The sequence below is a fragment of the Streptomyces rubiginosohelvolus genome, assembly GCF_014649875.1.
GTDB classification, from domain to species: domain Bacteria; phylum Actinomycetota; class Actinomycetes; order Streptomycetales; family Streptomycetaceae; genus Streptomyces; species Streptomyces rubiginosohelvolus.
The window spans coordinates 61,062-77,373 of record NZ_BMTW01000017.1 but is presented as its reverse complement, the minus strand read 5'-3'; the positions used below and the strand labels follow the sequence as shown (position 1 = coordinate 77,373).

The 16,312-nt window shown below is 74.1% G+C and carries 8 protein-coding genes; 2 read left to right on the top strand and 6 right to left on the bottom strand.

The window, feature by feature from the left end; genetic code table 11:
• Positions 1 to 23 precede the first annotated feature (23 nt).
• Positions 24 to 2,243 carry an ATP-dependent DNA helicase UvrD2 gene (locus IE134_RS28850; RefSeq protein ID WP_030716758.1) on the bottom strand — a complete coding sequence of 740 codons (2,220 nt, stop codon included), beginning with the start codon at positions 2,241 to 2,243 and terminating at the stop codon, positions 24 to 26.
• 276 nt (positions 2,244 to 2,519) lie between these two features.
• Here IE134_RS28850 and IE134_RS28845 point away from each other — a divergent pair, with 276 nt between their 5' ends.
• Entirely contained in the window at positions 2,520 to 2,774 is a 255-nt protein-coding gene (locus IE134_RS28845; RefSeq protein ID WP_006127421.1) for a glutaredoxin domain-containing protein, read from the top strand.
• 93 nt (positions 2,775 to 2,867) lie between these two features.
• Here IE134_RS28845 and nudC read toward each other — a convergent pair whose 3' ends face one another.
• The 5 genes from nudC to IE134_RS28820 form a co-directional block, all read right to left on the bottom strand.
• Complete coding sequence (gene nudC, locus IE134_RS28840) at positions 2,868 to 3,824, bottom strand: NAD(+) diphosphatase (RefSeq protein ID WP_189432157.1); 957 nt, start codon at positions 3,822 to 3,824, stop codon at positions 2,868 to 2,870.
• Between the two features lie 67 nt (positions 3,825 to 3,891).
• Positions 3,892 to 5,289 carry a dipeptidase gene (locus tag IE134_RS28835; protein ID WP_098895434.1) on the bottom strand — a complete coding sequence of 466 codons (1,398 nt, stop codon included), beginning with the start codon at positions 5,287 to 5,289 and terminating at the stop codon, positions 3,892 to 3,894.
• A gap of 10 nt (positions 5,290 to 5,299) precedes the next feature.
• Positions 5,300 to 8,854 carry a UvrD-helicase domain-containing protein gene (locus IE134_RS28830; protein WP_189432155.1) on the bottom strand — a complete coding sequence of 1,185 codons (3,555 nt, stop codon included), beginning with the start codon at positions 8,852 to 8,854 and terminating at the stop codon, positions 5,300 to 5,302.
• 86 nt (positions 8,855 to 8,940) lie between these two features.
• Positions 8,941 to 12,477 carry an ATP-dependent helicase gene (locus tag IE134_RS28825; protein ID WP_189432152.1) on the bottom strand — a complete coding sequence of 1,179 codons (3,537 nt, stop codon included), beginning with the start codon at positions 12,475 to 12,477 and terminating at the stop codon, positions 8,941 to 8,943.
• A 203-nt stretch (positions 12,478 to 12,680) separates the two neighbouring features.
• On the bottom strand, positions 12,681 to 13,202 hold the full coding sequence (locus IE134_RS28820) for an MGMT family protein (protein WP_189432150.1): 522 nt from the start codon (positions 13,200 to 13,202) through the stop codon (positions 12,681 to 12,683).
• Between the two features lie 221 nt (positions 13,203 to 13,423).
• Here IE134_RS28820 and IE134_RS28815 point away from each other — a divergent pair, with 221 nt between their 5' ends.
• The gene (locus tag IE134_RS28815; protein WP_126930805.1) at positions 13,424 to 16,246 is read left to right on the top strand and encodes a lysylphosphatidylglycerol synthase domain-containing protein; all 2,823 of its coding nucleotides are present in this window, start codon (positions 13,424 to 13,426) and stop codon (positions 16,244 to 16,246) included.
• The last annotated feature ends 66 nt before the right edge of the window (positions 16,247 to 16,312 follow it).

The window sequence follows — 16,312 nt, the reverse complement described above, 5'->3', positions numbered from 1 at the left end:
ACTATTTTCTGGACGAGTTTTCCTCAGGTCGTGCCGGCGCCCTCCTCGGGCCCGTCACCAACCGTCTCACCTGCGCAGATGGCCAGAACGTCGGCGCCGAAGCGGCTCAACTTCCGGTTGCCGACACCGGCGATGACGACCAGCTCGCCCTCGGTGGACGGCACGGCCTCGGCGATCGCCATGAGGGTCTTCTCGGTGAAGACGCAGTAGTCGGGCTGGCCGAGCTGGGCCGCTTGGCCGGCGCGCCAGTCGTGGAGCCGCTCGTACAGTGCCTCGTCCATGTCCGAGGGGCACTCCTCGCAGCGCATCAGCTTCATCTCGCCCGCGTCGGTGAGCGTCCGGCCGCAGACCCGGCAGCGCACCGGGCTCCTGGGCTTCCGTTCGACGGCCGGGGTCCGCCCGGCCGTCGCGGCCCGCCCGGTGCCCCGGTCGATCCCGCCGCCCCCGCCGACGCCGCCCCGCGCACCGGACCCCGTCGAGCCCGGCCGCAGCCCGTTCAGGAAGCGGGTCGGCTTGCGGCCTCCCCGGCCGCCCGGCGACCGGGTCAGCGCCCAGGAGAGCGAGAGGTGGACGCGGGCGCGGGTGATCCCGACGTACAGCAGGCGCCGCTCCTCCTCGACCTGCTCATCGGTCTTGGCGTAGGCGATCGGCATCATGCCCTCGGTCAGGCCGACCAGGAACACGGCGTCCCATTCGAGGCCCTTGGCAGCGTGCAGCGATGCCAGGGTCACCCCCTGGACCGTCGGGGCATGCTGGGCGGCCGCCCGTTCGTCGAGCTCGCGGACCAGGTCGGTCAGGGTCGCCCCGGGTTTCGCCGTCTCGAAGTCCTCGGCGAGGCGCACCAGCGCGGCCAGCGACTCCCAGCGGTCGCGCACGGAGCCCGATCCGGCGGGCGGGCGGGTGGTCCAGCCCTTGGTGGAGAGCACCGCCCGCACCTGGGAGGCCAGGTCCTCCGCCCCGTCGAGGAGGGAGTCGTTGCCCCCGGCGCGGGCCGCGCCGCGCAGGGCGACGCCCGCCTCCCGGACCTCGGCCCGCTCGAAGAACCGCTCGGCGCCGCGCAGCTGGTAGGGCACCCCGGCGTCCGCGAGGGCCTGCTCGTAGACCTCGGACTGGGAGTTGACCCGGTAGAGCACGGCGATCTCTCCGGCCGGCACGCCCGCGGCGATGAGGTCGCGGATGCGCCGGGCGGTGGACTCGGCCTCGCCGGGCTCGTCCCCGTACTCCGTGTAGACCGGCTCGGGGCCCTTGTCCCGCTGCGAGACCAGCTCCAGGCGGTGGTCGGCGGCCTTGCCGTGGGCCTGGCTCAGCAGGCCGTTGGCGAGGTGGACGACCTGCGGGGTGGAGCGGTAGTCCCGGACCAGCTTGACGACGGTCGCCCCGGGGTGGCGGGTGCGGAAGTTCAGCAGGTGGTCGGGGGTGGCCCCGGTGAAGGAGTAGATCGTCTGGCTCGCGTCGCCGACGACGCACAGATTGTCCCGGTCGCCGACCCAGAGGTCGAGCAGCCGCTGCTGGAGCGGGCTCACGTCCTGGTACTCGTCGACGACGAAGTGCTGGTACTGGCCGCGCACGTGGTCGGCGATGTCTCCCCGGTCCTGGAGGATGCCGACCATCAGCAGCAGCACGTCCTCGAAGTCGATCACCGAGCGGTCGCGCTTGAGCTGTTCGTACGCGGAGTAGATCTGGGAGAGGACCGCCGGGTCCCGGGGGGCGTCCCGCTGGGCCTTGGCGACGGCCGCCGCGTAGTCGGCGGGGACGGTCTGGGTGACCTTGGCCCACTCGATCTCGCTGGTGACGTCCCGCAGCTCGCTGCGGTCGAGCCGGAGCTCGCAGCGGGCGGCGGCCTCGGCCACGAGCTGCACCTTCCGCTCCAGCAGCCGGGGCAGCTCGCCACCGACTGCTTTCGGCCAGAAATACTGGAGCTGCCGGAGCGCGGCGGAGTGGAAGGTCCGCGCCTGGACGCCGGTCGCGCCGAGCTGGCGGAGGCGGCCGCGCATCTCTCCGGCGGCCCGGTTGGTGAAGGTGACGGCGAGGACCGTGGCGGGCTGGAGGATGCCCGCCCGCACCCCGTACGCGATGCGGTGGGTGATCGCGCGGGTCTTGCCCGTACCGGCTCCGGCCAGCACGCACACCGGTCCGTGCAGGGCGAGCGCCACCTCGCGCTGCTCGGGGTCGAGCCCGTCGAGCACGGCGTCCGGGGTCTCGGGTACCTGCGGGAAGAGGGTGGAGTGCGTTGCTGCTGTCACCCCGCCATGCTGCCAGGTCCCCGGGGGCGGATGCGGCCGTCGTCCACAGGTGTGAGCTGTTTGTCGTACCGGGGCGGGCGGTGCGGGGCCGGTCCCGGACCCGGACCCGGACGGGCGATAAGCGGCCGCTCGCGGGGCCCGTACCTGCCTCGCGGGAATGGTGGCCGCCTCCCGTGCGTTCCTTAACCTTGCGGGAGCGCTGCGGTGAGTGGCCGGTCCGCAGGTGACGCTGCCGGCCGCGCAGCGGTACGGACGAGACGAAGGAGCGCCAGCGACATGGCGGGCACTGTGACGATGTACAGCACCACCTGGTGCGGCTACTGCCGTCGGCTGAAGAGCCAGATGGACCGCGAGGGCATCGCGTACAACGAGGTCAACATCGAGCACGACCCGGAGTCGGCCGCGTTCGTCGAGAAGGCGAATGGCGGAAACCAGACGGTCCCCACCTTGCTGATCGTGGCCCCCTCGGGCACCGAGTCGGTCATGACGAACCCGTCGCTCGCCCAGGTGAAGCAGGCGCTCGCCGCCTGATCCGGCGGATAGACGACTGCCTGTCGCGCGTACCACTGCCCCCGGCACCGCCGGGGGCAGTCGTGTGTCCGAGGGCGCGGACGTCGACGGACCTCAGGCGGTCCGCTTCACCGTGCCCGGCTTCGGCAGCGGCTTGCCGTACCAGAGCTCGATCAGGCGGGACGCGATGGAGATGCCGAACGGGGGCATGATCTCGCCGGACTCGAAGGCGGCGGTGAGGTCCTCGCGGGAGAACCAGCGGGCCTCCTCGATCTCCTCGCCGTCGACGTTGATGTCGAAGGAGATGGCCCGCGCCATGAAGCCGAGCATCAGGCTGGAGGGGAACGGCCAGGGCTGGCTCGCGATGTACTCGACCTCGCCGACCGTGATCCCGGCCTCCTCGTAGACCTCACGGGCCACGGACTGCTCGATCGACTCCCCCGGCTCGACGAACCCGGCGAGCGTGGAGAAGCGGCCCTCGGGCCAGTGCACCTGGCGGCCGAGCAGCGCCCGGTCCTGGTCGTCGGTGACCAGCATGATGACCGCCGGGTCGGTACGCGGGTAGTGCTCGGCCCCGCACGCCTGGCAACGGCGGATGTGTCCGGCCGCCGCGATGACGGTGCGCTCGCCGCAGCGGGAGCAGAAGCGGTGGAGCCGCTGCCAGTTCTCCAGGGCGACGGCGTGCACCATCAGCCCCGCGTCCCGGGGGCCGAGGAGGAGGCCCGCCTCGCGGAGTCCGGCCGGGCGGGCCGACTGGTCCATGCGGCCGGGCAGCGAGTCCTTCTGGAGCGCGAAGTAGCTGACGCCGTCCTCGTCGGTGCCGAGGAAGTACCGGTGGGTCTCGGTGACCGGGGCCTCGAAGGCCGGGGTCATGACGATCTCGGTGCCCCCGTCGGGGGTGTCGTCGATCAGCACCTGCCCGCCGGAGACGACGAAGACGCGGGTCGTCGGGTGGCTCCACGCCACGGCCAGCCACGCCTCGTCGAGACGGTGGTGTGCCGCGCGGTCGATGCCGCTCGGCGCGGTGAGGCCGATCGGGCGGTCTGCGGTAGCGTTGTCGAAGGTGCTCACAGGTGCTTCCTACTCCCCCTGGGTGGATCGGGTGTACGGAGGTGGGGCGGGGTTCATCGGCCGGGGTTCACCGGCCGAGCGCCGTGGCCAGTTCGCCCCACAGGTGGGCGGTCGTCTCCACGCCCTTGAGCAGCAGGTCCAGCTCGACCTTCTCGTCGGGGGCGTGCCAGCCGTCGGAGGGTACGGAGATGCCGAGGAAGAGGACGGGGGCGCCGAGCACGTCCCTGAGGTCGGCGGCCGGGCCCGAGCCTCCTTCACGGGTGAAGAGGATCTTCTTCCCGAAGGCCCGGCCCATCGCGCGGGCCACGGCCTGCAGGGCGGGGTGGTCCAGCGGGGTCAGACAGGGCCGGGTGGCGGGCTGGAAGGCGATGGTGTGCCGGACGCCTGCCGGAATGCGGGACTCCACCCAGGCGCGGACGGCCTTCTGTACGTCGTCGGGGTCCTGGCCGTCGACCAGCCGGAAGCTGATCTTCACCAGGGCGGACGAGGGGATGATCGTCTTGCTTCCGGCGCCCTGGTAGCCGCCGCCGATGCCGTTGACCTCGGCGGTGGGGCGGGCCCAGACGCGCTCCAGCGTGGAGTACCCGGCCTCGCCGGACGCGGCGCCCGACTTCGCGGTGCGCAGCCAGGTCGCCTCGTCGAAGGGCAGCTCGGCGAAGAGGGCCCGCTCGGCGTCGGTGAGGTCGGTGACCCCGTCGTAGAAGCCGGGGATCGCGACCTTGCCGTCCGCGTCGTGGAGGGCGGCGACCAGCCGGGCGATCTCGGTGGCCGGGTTGGGGACGGCTCCGCCGAACGATCCGGAGTGGATGTCCTGGGCGGGTCCGTACAGCTGGATCTCGCACTCGGCGAGGCCGCGCATGCCGGTGCAGACGGTCGGGGTGTCCTCGTCCCACATGCCGGTGTCCGAGACGATCACCGCGTCGGCGGCGAGCCGCTCCGCGTGCCGCTCGGCCAGGGCGCGGAAGTTCGGCGATCCGGACTCCTCCTCGCCCTCGATCAGCAGCTTGAGGTTGACGGCGGGGGTGGTGCGGCCGGTCGCGGCGAGGTGGGCGCGGACGCCCAGGGTGTGGAAGAAGACCTGGCCCTTGTCGTCGGCCGCGCCGCGCCCGTACATCCGGCCGTCCCGGATCACCGGCTCGAACGGGTCGGTCGCCCAGCCGTCCTCGCGGGCGGCGGGCTGGACGTCGTGGTGACCGTAGACCAGGACGGTCGGGGCGCCGGGGTCATCGCTCGGCCACTCGGCGAAGACCGCCGGGGCGCCGGGGGTCTCCCAGATCTCGGCGACCGGGAAGCCGGTCTCCTTGAGCTTGGCGCTCAGCCACGCGGCGCTGCGCCGTACGTCCCCGTCGTGCTCCGGCTGCGCGGATACGGAGGGGATGCGCAGCCACTCGGCGAGGTCGTCGAGGAAGGCGGCGCGGTGCTGCTCGGTGTACGTACGGACGACGCTGTCCGGGGTCTCGCTCATGCTCTTGAGCCTATCCGCCATCGGGGTCCGGCTCGTCCAGCAGGATCCGCTCCAGCTCCGCCCGGCCGGGCAGCCCCTGCGGATGGACGGTCTCGCCGGTGCGTACGTAGAGGAAGGTGGCGGTGACCGCGTCGAGCGGCAGATCGTGCAGCTCGGCCCAGGCCAGCCGGTAGACGGCGAGCTGAAGGGGGTCGGCGGTGCGGTGGCGGGTGGTCTTCCAGTCGACGATCTCGTAGGTGTCGCCCGTGCGGTAGACGGCGTCGATCCGGCCCCGGATCACCCGGCCCGCCAGGGTGATCTGGAAGGGGGTCTCCACCCGGTACGGGGTGCGCCGGGCGTACGCCGTGCGCTCGAACGCCTCCTTCAGCTCGGCGAGATCCCGCTCGTCGGCGATCTCGGCGTCGCTCTCGTCTCCGCCGGGCAGCTCGTCGGGGCCGAGCATGGGCAGCGGCAGCTCCTCGTACCGGGATTCGACCCAGGCGTGGAACCGGGTGCCCCGGCGGGCGGCGGGCTGCGGAGGCCGGGGCATGGGGCGGGCCAGCTCCTGGGCGAAGGCGTCGGGGTCCTCGGCCAGGCGCAGCAGCTGGGTGGCGGAGAGGGCGGCGGGGATGACCACCTCGCGCACGGTGGCGCGGGCGCGGCGCAGCTCCCCGGCGAGGGAGTCCAGGTCCCGGTCCCATGAGGCGAGGGTGCGGGCCTCCTCGGGGGTGAGCCGGTCGGCCGGGCCGGTGGTTTCCGGGGCGTGGCGGGCGGCCGGGTCCTCCCGCGGGTGGCGGGCCGCCGGAATGTGCGGGGCCGCCTGCTCGGAGGCCGTGTCCGGTGCGACCTCGGTGTGCGGGGCCGGCGCGGAGGCCGTGTCCGCCGGGTCCGGTTCGGCCTCCGGCGGGCCGGGGGGGCGTTCGGTGGGGAGCGCGTCCCAGTCCCAGTCCTCGTCGGCCGGGGGCTCGTCGAGCGGAGGCTCCTCGTCCCAGGGTTCGTGCGCCGGTACGTCGCCGGGTCCGGGGGCGTACGCCGGTGCCTGCTCGTCCCCCTGGAGGGCCATGCGCTCCAGGTGGGCCAGGACCGTGTCCCGGGCGGCGCGGCGGCGGGCCAGGGCGTCGGGGTCGAGCGGGAGCGGCCAGGCCAGGTCCGCGTCGCGCTCCGCGAGGGCCGGGTTCTCCTCGTCCTCGGCGGGCTCGTCCGCCCAGGCCTCGATCTCGCCGTGGCCCGCCGCGCAGTGCTCGTACAGCGCCTCCAGGAAGGCGGACGGACCGCGCGTCCGCTTCTGGGACGGGCCCCACCAGTGGCCGGAGCCGAGGAGCAGGGAGCGGGGGCGGGTGAAGGTGACGTAGCCGAGGCGCAGTTCCTCCGTGTGCTGGTGCTCCTTCATCTCCTCCTTGAACGCCTTGATCCCCTTGGCGTCGAAGCTGTCGAGGGCCGGGAGCGTCGCCGCGTCGCCGCGCAGGGCGTGCGGGAGCACCTTGGCCTGGGCGGTCCAGGCGTCCCGGGACTGGCCGCTGGGGAACTGGCCCGTGACCAGTCCGGGGACGGCGACCACATCCCACTCCAGGCCCTTGGACTTGTGGGCGGTGAGCACCTTGACGGTGTTCTCGCCGCCGGGCAGCGCGTTGTCGAGGCCCTTCTCGTACTGCGCGGCGGTCCGCAGGAAGCCGAGGAAGGCGAGCAGCGACGCCTCGCCGTCCAGCGAGGCGAACCGGGCCGCTGTGTCGAGGAAGTTGGCCAGCGTCTCGCGGCGGCGGGCTGCCAGCGCCTGCGGGGACGCGGACAGCTCGACCTCCAGGCCGGTGGTGGCCAGGACCCGGTGCAGCACGTCCATCAGGGGGTCCGCGAGCGAGCGGCGCAGGTCGCGCAGCTCCCGGGCGAGCCGGGCGAAGCGGACGCGGGCCTCGGCGGAGAACGGCAGCCCGTCGTCGGCCGCGTCCCCCGCCACCAGGAAGGTGTCCAGCGCGTCCGCGAGCGATATCACCTCGGCCGGGTCCGTGCCCTCAACGGCCGCCGCGAGCCGCTGGTCCGCGTCGGCGTCGTCCGCGTGGCCGGCGCGGTGCACCAGGAGGCGGGCGCGGCGGCCGAGAAGCGCGAGGTCACGGGGGCCGATGCGCCAGCGCGGTCCGGTGAGCAGGCGGACCAGCGAGGCGTTGGCCCCCGGGTCCTGGAGCACCTCGCAGACGGCCACCAGGTCCGCGACCTCGGGCAGGTGGAGCAGTCCGGCGAGGCCGACGACCTCGACCGGGATGTCCCGGGCGACCAGGGCCGCCTGGATCTCGGGGAAGTCCCCGGCGGTGCGGCACAGGACGGCGATCTCGCCGGGCGGGGTGCCGGTGCGCACGAGGTGGGCGAGGGAGTCGGCGAGCCAGTCGATCTCCTCTGTGTGCGTACGCAGCAGGGCGCAGCGGACCACGCCGTCACGTTCGGCGCCCGGCGCCGGGCGCAGCGCCTCGACGCCCTCGTGCATCGCGCGCAGCGGTTCGGCCAGGCCGTTGGCGAGCTGGAGGAGACGGCCGCCGCTGCGCCGGTTCTCGCTGAGGCTGTAGCGGGTGGCGGGGGTGCCGTCGGCGTGCGGGAAGTGCTCGGGGAAGTCGTCGAGGTTGGCGACGGACGCGCCGCGCCAGCCGTAGATCGCCTGGCAGGGGTCGCCCACGGCGGTCACCGCGTGGCCGGTGGGAGGCGCGTGGTCGGCCGCCCCCGACTGTGTACCGCTGCCGAACAGCGCCGAGAGCAGCAGCCGCTGGGCCACCGACGTGTCCTGGTACTCGTCGAGGAGGACGACCCGGAACTCCTCGCGCAGGATCCTCCCGACCTCCGGCCGGGTCAGGGCCAGCTCGGCGGAGAGCGCGATCTGGTCACCGAAGTCCAGCAGGTCCCGGCTGCGCTTGGCGGCCCGGTAGCGCTCGGTGAGGCCGAGCAGCGAGCGGCGGGCCTCGGCGGCCTCGGGGATCTTGCGCAGGTCGGCGTTGCTGAGCTTGGCGCTGGCCAGGTCCCGCAGCAGCTCGGTTTCGTACGACTCCAGCGTCCCCGGCCGTACGAGGTGTTCGGACAGCTCCCCGTCGAGCGCGAGCAGATCGCTGACCAGGGTGGAGAAGGAGCGGGTGAGCGCCGGATACGGCCCCGGGGCCTCACGCAGCACCTTGGCCGCCAGCTGGTAGCGGGTGGCGTCGGCGAGGAGGCGGGTGGAGGGCTCCAGGCCGATGCGCAGGCCGTGCTCGGTGAGGAGGCGGCCGGCGAACGCGTGGTAGGTGGAGATGGTGGGCTCGCCCGGGGGGTTGTCCGGGTCGATGACGTCGGGGTCGGTGACCCCGGCGGCGATCAGCGCCTTGCGGACGCGCTCGGCCAGCTCGCCCGCCGCCTTGTTGGTGAAGGTGAGACCGAGGACCTGCTCGGGCGCGACCTGTCCGGTGCCCACCAGCCAGACCACGCGGGCGGCCATCACCGTGGTCTTACCCGACCCGGCTCCGGCCACGATCACCTGCGGGGCTGGCGGCGCGATGATGCAGGCCGTCTGCTCCGGGGTGAACGGGATCCCGAGGAGCTCCTTGAGCTGCTCGGGATCGGTGATGCGTGGGGACACCCGGACAACGGTAACCGGGACCGCCGACAACCCGGCACGAACCGGATGCGACGGCTGCTCCACCACCTGGCATCCGGAAGCGGCGGCTACTCCACCACCTGGCGTCCCTCCGGCTGGGCGCTGCACGAGGCGCGGAAGGTGCAGTGGGAGCAGTGCGTTCCGGTGGTGGGCGTGAACCGTTCGTCCAGGACCTTTCCGGCGGCGGTGGCGAGCAGGTCGGAGACCCACTCGCCCGCCAGCGGTTCCTGGGCCTGGACCTTGGGGAATGCCTCGCCGCCCTCCTTCTTGGGGGCGGGCTGGCGGAGCTGGACCAGTTCGGCGCCGCCCGGTTCGGGCCGGTCGCCGTCGAAGACCTCGTCGACCGCGCCCTCGCGGACGGCGAGCTGGTAGACGGCGAGCTGGGGGTGGGCGGCGACCTCGTCCTTGGTGGGGGCGCCCTTGCCGGTCTTGAAGTCGACGACGTACGCCCGGCCCTCGGCGTCCTGCTCTACCCGGTCCATGGAGCCCCGGATGCGGACGGCGTACTCCCCCGCCTCCAGCGTCACGTCGAAGTCGTGCTCGCTCGCGGCGGGGGTCCGGCCGGCCCGGTCCAGGACGTGCCAGTGCAGGAAGCGTTCGAGGGCGGCGCGGGCGTGGTCCTTCTCCTGCTCGGACTTCCAGGGGGCGTCGAAGGCGAGGCCGTTCCAGACGGAGTCCAGGCGCTCCATGAGGACGTCCAGGTCGGCGGGGGTCCGGCCGGAAGCGACCTCGTCGGCGAGGACGTGGACGACGTTGCCGAACCCCTGGGCGGCGGTGGCGGGGGCGTCGGCCTTCACCTCGCGGCCCAGGAACCACTGGAGGGCGCAGGTGTTGGCGAGCTGGTCGAGGGCGGAGCCGGAGAGGGTGACGGGCTGGTCGCGGTCGCGCAGCGGGACGGCGGAGCGGGTCGGCTCCTCAAGACCCCACCAGCGGTACGGGTGGGCCGCGGGCACCAGCGGCTGCCCCTCGTCGTCGGTGAGCGCGGCGAGCCGGGCGAGCCGGTGGGCGGCGGCCTCGCGCAGCGCGTCGGTGGCCCCCGGGTCGACGGTGGTGGCGCGCAGTTCGGCGACGAGCGCGGCGACGGCGAGGGGGCGGCGCGGACGGCCGGTCACGTCGCGGGGTTCGACGCCCAGCTCGGTCAGGAAGCGGGAGGGCTGGTCGCCGTCGTCGGCGGGGGCCTTCACGGCGGTGACGATCAGGCGCTCGCGGGCGCGGGTGGCGGCGACGTAGAAGAGGCGGCGCTCCTCGGCGAGGAGGGCCCCAGGGGTGAGGGGTTCGGCGAGCCCGTCGCGGCCGATCCGGTCCGCCTCCAGCAGGGAGCCCCGGCGGCGCAGGTCGGGCCAGAGCCCCTCCTGGACCCCGGCGACGACGACGAGCCGCCACTCCAGGCCCTTGGACCGGTGGGCGGTCATCAGGCGTACGGCGTCGGGGCGGGCGGTCCGCCGGGAGAGGGTGTCGGCGGCGATGTCCTGGGCGTCGACCTCTTCCAGGAAGTTGAGGGCCCCGCGCCCGCCGGTGCGCTCCTCGGCGCGCGCGGCCGTGTCGAACAGGGCGCAGACCGCGTCGAGATCGCGGTCGGCGTTGCGGCCGCCCGCCCCGCCGCGCAGCGCGGCCCGCTCCAGCCTGCCGGGCCAGGGGGTGCCGTTCCACAGGGTCCACAGGGCCTCCTCGGCGGTGCCGCCGACTTCGAGGAGCTCGCGGGCCTTGCGCAGGAGCGCGCCGAGGCGCTGCGCGCCGTGGGCGTACGCCGGGTCGTGGGTGACGAGGCGTTCAGGCTCGGCGAGGGCGCGGGCCAGCAGCTCGTCGGAGGGGGCGGGGACCCGGATCCCGGCGGCGCGTTCCTCGTCGCGCAGGGCGCGGCCGAGGCGGCGCAGGTCGGCGGCGTCCATGGAGCCGAGGGGCGAGGTGAGGAGGGTGAGGGCGGTCTCGGTGTCGAGCCAGGAGGACGTCCGGGCCCCCGCACGGCCCACCCCGCCGGTCTCACCCGGGTCCGCTCCGTCCGCCTCGCCCTGGTCCGCCCCGCCGGTCTCGCCCTGTTCCGCCCCGTCCGCCTCGTCCTCGTCCCCCTCGGGGAGGCCTCGCAGCGCTGCCGTCGCCACCGCCCGCAGGGCCGTCAGCAGCGGGGCGACGGCTGGTTCGTGGCGCAGCGGGAGGTCGTCGCCGTCGACCTCCAGGGGGACGCCGGCGGAGGTGAGGGCGCGGCGGACGGCGGGCAGCGAGCGGCCTCCGGCCCGTACCAGCACGGCCATCTCCTGCCACGGCACCCCGTCCTCCAGATGGGCGCGGCGCAGCAGGTCCGCGATGTTCTCCAGCTCCGTGGACGCGGTCGGGTAGGTGTACGTCTCGACGCGGCCGCCGTCCCGGACGGCGTGCAGCTCGCGGTGGGCGCGGACCGTGTCGGCGGGCAGCCGGGTCAGCGGCATCCGGCGGGTGAGCAGCCGGGTCGCCGCCAGCAGTCCGGCACCGGAGCGGCGCGAGGTGGTGAGCACGCCCACGGGCGCGGGGGTCCCGTCCGCCCGGCGGAAGGTGTCCGGGAAGTCGAGGATGCCGTTCACATCGGCGCCCCGGAACGTGTAGATCGACTGGTCGGGGTCGCCGAAGGCGATCAGCGTCCGCCCGGCGCGCGCCCCCTCGCTTCGCGCATCCCCGGCGCGCGCACCCTCACCGCGCACGCTCTCTCCCTCGCCCCGGCCGCCCCCGCCGCGCGCCTCCTCGCCGTGCCCCCGGGCGTACCCCGGCGCGCGCCCCCGGTTCCCGGCCAGCGCGTGCAGCAGGCGCACCTGGGCGGGGTCGGTGTCCTGGTACTCGTCGACGTACACCGCGTCGTACCGGCCGGCCAGCTCCGCCGCCACCTCGGGACGCTCGGCGAGCAGGACCGCGCGGTGCACCAGCTCGGCGTAGTCCAGCACGCCCTGGGCGTCGAGGATGTCGAGGTACTCGGCGAGGAACTGGGCCGCCGCGCTCCAGTCCGGGCGGCCGGTGCGGCGGGCGAAGTCGGCCAGCGCGTCCGGGCCCAGGCCCAGCTCGCGGCTGCGGGCCAGCACGGCGCGCACCTCGTCGGCGAAACCGCGGGTGGTCAGGCAGGCACGCAGCTCGTCCGGCCAGCGGACCTGGGCCAGGCCCTCCTTCTCCAGGTCGAGCTGGCCCGCGAGCAGTTCGCGGACCGTGACGTCCTGCTCGGGTCCCGACAGCAGGCGCAGCGGATCGGCGAACAGGTCGGCGTCCTGATGGGCCCGGACCAGGGCGTAGCAGTAGGAGTGGAACGTGGTGGCCTGCGGGCCCCGGGCGGCCCCGAGGCGGGCCGCCATCCGGTCACGCAGTTCGACGGCGGCCTTGCGGCTGAAGGTGAGGACGAGGATGCGGGCGGGGTCGCCGCCCCGGTTCACCCGGGCGGCGACGGATTCGACGAGGGTGGTGGTCTTGCCGGTGCCCGGCCCGGCGAGGACCAGCAGCGGGCCGCCGGCGTGATCAACCACCGCGCGCTGGCCTGCGTCCAGGAGGGGGGGCTCCACGGATCCCGGCGGAGTCCGCACCAGTCGGTACGCGCCCGTGGTCCGCGGCCGTGACTCACTGCGCGGACTGTGCCGGGTGGAGGAGGAACTCACGTGGATCGCCGGTCCTGGTGGGTGTACAGGTGATGAGGAACAGGTTCGGGGCAGTCGGGACAGCCCCAGGAGAGGGGCGGAGCGTGCCGCGCGATGACGACGCTACGCCAGCGGTGGCGCGGGAGGCGGCGGCTGCGCTGCGTCCCTCGTCACGTGCGCGGCCGCGTCGGGCCGCCCGTGCCAGGGGCGCATGGCGGAAGCTGTCAGGTGTGAGCTTCCTCGCCCGGACCCCCTGGACCGCCCGGGCCGCCGCCGCCCGGACCGCCTCTGTCCTTCGCACGGCCGCCCGGCCCGCCACCGGAGCCGCTCGGACCGGCCGCGCCGCCGGAGCCTCCGGTCCCGCCGTCCCAGCGCGCCCGCCGCATGTCGATGCGCGGGATGTGCCCCTCCGCCTGGCGGGACGCCTCGCGCAGCGGGGTGGACTCCGCGCGGTAGTGGTCCAGCGCCCGCAGCTCGTGGGCGGGGAGCAGCGTCCCGTCGGCGCGGACGACGCGCCACCACGGCACGGCCGAGCCGTACAGCGCCATGACCCGGCCGACTTGGCGGGGACCGCCCTCGCCCAGCCACTCCGCGATGTCTCCGTAGGTCATCACCCGGCCGGGCGGGATCAGCTCGGCCACGTCGAGGACGCGCTCCGCGTACTCCGGCAGCTCCGGGTGATCCGGCGGTCCGGCGCCCGGCGGGGCCGTGCCGGAGCCGCCCCCGTCCCTCTGGTCCTGGCTCATCCGCCCCATCCTGCCGTACGCCACCGACAGCCCGGCCGAAACGGTGTCCGTCCGGGTACACAGCGTGCACGCGGGGGCAAAGGAGCGTATGTTGCGCTTCCCGCGCCCGTGCCATGCACCCTGATGCCCCCCTCTGTCTACGGGCCGTGCCACCATCATGCGGGCGGTGACCGGTGATACCAGAACACGAAGACGAACCAGAGGCGACGAAGGAGCAGGGCGTGCAGCCACCGAAGGCGGCGGACGCCTCCGATGCCGGGGAGCGCCCGCAGGGTGCTCCCGAGTCCTCCGCGCCGCCCGGCGCCGCCGCCGGACCGTCCCGTGCCGACGGCCCCACGGCGTCCACCACCGGGCATCTGGCCGGCTCGACGCTGGCCTCCGCCGAGGCCGCGCTGACCGACCGCGTCTCCGGCGACGAACCGCTGCTCCCCGCCCGGGTGCACCGCCCCTCCGACCTGATGCGGCTGCTCATCGGGGTGCTCGCGATCGCGGTGCTGTTCGCGATCGCCGCGTTCGCCCAGGGCACCACCACCGGTCTTGAGGACGACATCTCCAAGGGCACCGAGCAGGCGCCCGATCTGCTGATCAAGATCGCCGGTCTGGTGTCCAGCATCGCGGTGCTGCTGGTGCCGGTCGCCTTCGCCATCGAACGCCTCATCAAACGCGACGGGCTGCGCATCGCGGACGGGGTGCTCGCCGCCGTGCTCGCCCACGGGGTGACGCTCGCGACGGACCTCTGGGTCTCGCGGACCGCGCCCGGCACCATCCAGGACGCGCTGACCCAGCCGCAGACGGCGGGCGGTCTGACCGACCCCGTGCACGGCTATCTCGCGCCGGTCATCGCGTACATGACGGCGGTCGGGATGGCCCGCCGGCCGCGCTGGCGCGTGGTGCTGTGGGTGGTGCTGCTGCTCGACGCGTTCGCGATGCTGGTCGGCGGGTACACCACCCCGTTCTCGATCATCCTCACCGTGCTGATCGGCTGGACGGTGGCGTACGGGACGCTGTACGCGGTCGGCTCGCCGAACGTCCGCCCCACCGGCCAGCACCTGATGGCGGGTCTGCGGCACGTGGGCTTCCGCCCGGTCGCGGCGATGCGCACCGAGGACACCCCGGACAAGGACAGCGCCGACCAGGGCGACCGGGGGCGGCGCTATCTGGTCACGCTGGAGGACGGGCCACCGCTGGACGTCACCGTCGTCGACCGGGAACAGCAGGCCCAGGGGTTCTTCTACCGGGCCTGGCGGCGGATCACGCTGCGCACGCTCACCCAGCGGCGCTCGATCCAGTCGTTGCGCCAGGCGCTGGAGCAGGAGGCGCTGCTCGCGTACGCGGCCATCGCCGCCGGGGCGAATGCGCCCAAGCTGATCGCCACGTCGGAGCTGGGCCCCGACGCGGTGATGCTGGTCTACGAGCACATCGGCGGCCGGTCGCTGGACCAGATGGAGGACGACGAGATCACCGACGATCTGGTGCGCAGCGCCTGGCGTCAGGTGAAGGCCCTCCAGTCGCGGCGGATCGCGCACCGCAGGCTGACCGGTGACGCGCTTCTGGTGGATCGTTCCGGCAGGGCGTTCGTGACGGATCTGCGCGGCGGCGAGATCGCCGCGGGCGATCTGGTGCTGCGGATGGACGTGGCCCAGCTGCTGACCACGCTGGGGCTGCGGGTGGGGGCCGAGCGGTCGGTCGCCGGGGCGCTGGCCGTGCTCGGCCCGGACGCGGTGGCGGACTGTCTGCCGCTGCTCCAGCCGATCGCGCTGAGCCGCTCCACGCGGGCGACGCTGCGCCGGATCGCCCGCGAGCGTTCGCAGCGCGAGCGGGAGGCGGTGGTGGAGGCCTCACAGGCGGCCAAGCAGGCGCGGGCCGAGCAGGCGAAGGCCGAGCAGACGACGGACAGCCCCGCGGCCTTGTCCAAGCCGGAGACCAAGGCGGAGTCCAAGGCGGAGACGAAGGCCGAGCGGAAGTCGCTGCGCACGGAGAAGCAGGCCGAGAAGCGCGCCATCGACGATGCGCTGGAGGAGGCCCGCGAGGAGGATCTGCTCGCCCAGATCCGCCGTCAGGTGCTGCTGATCCGCCCGCAGGCCCCGGTCGAACCGGTCCGCCTGGAGCGGATCAAGCCGCGCACCCTGTTCAGCTTCATCGCCGGGGCCATCGCCGCGTACTTCCTGATCTCGCAGGTCACCCAGGCCGACTTCGGGACGGTCGTGGAGCAGGCGGAGTGGGGCTGGGTGGCGGCCGCCCTCGGCTTCTCGGCGCTGAGCTATGTGGCGGCTGCGATGAGCCTGCTGGGCTTCGTGCCCGAGCGGGTGTCGTTCCTGAAGACCGTGCAGGCGCAGGTGGCCGGCTCGTTCGTGAAGATCGTGGCGCCCGCCGCGGTCGGCGGCGTGGCGCTGAACACCCGCTTCCTCCAACGGGCCGGGGTGCGCCCCGGTCTCGCGGTGGCGAGCGTCGGAGCGTCGCAGCTCTTCGGGCTCGGCGCCCACATCACGCTGCTGGCGCTGTTCGGTTATCTCACGGGTACGGAGAAGACGCCGGACTCGCTGACCCCGTCCCGGACCGTGATCGCGGGTCTGCTGACGGTCGCGGTGCTGGTGCTGGTGGTGACGGCGGTCCCCTTCCTGCGGAAGTTCGTGGTGACCCGGGTGCGCTCGCTGTTCGCCGGGGTCGTGCCGCGCATGCTGGACGTGGTGCAGCGGCCGCAGAAGCTGCTCACCGGCATCGGCGGGATGCTGCTGCTGACCGGCCTGTTCGTGCTCTGCCTGGACGCCTCGATCCGGGCGTTCAGCGGACCGGACGTCCCCCAGCTGAGCTACGCGAGCATCGCGGTGGTCTTCCTCGCCGGGAACGCGCTCGGCTCGGCCGCCCCCACCCCGGGCGGTATGGGTGCGGTCGAGGGGGCCCTGACGCTGGGCCTGATCGCGGTCGGGCTGCCGAAGGAGGTCGCGGCGCCCGCGGTGCTGCTGTACCGCGTGATGACGCTGTGGCTGCCGGTGCTGCCGGGGTGGCTCGCCTTCAACCAGCTGACCCGCAAGGGCGAGCTGTGATCCGGCCGGGCGGGCGAGGGCGGTAGCGGCGCGGCCGGCCGTCCACCCGTGGCGGCCCGGCCGCCG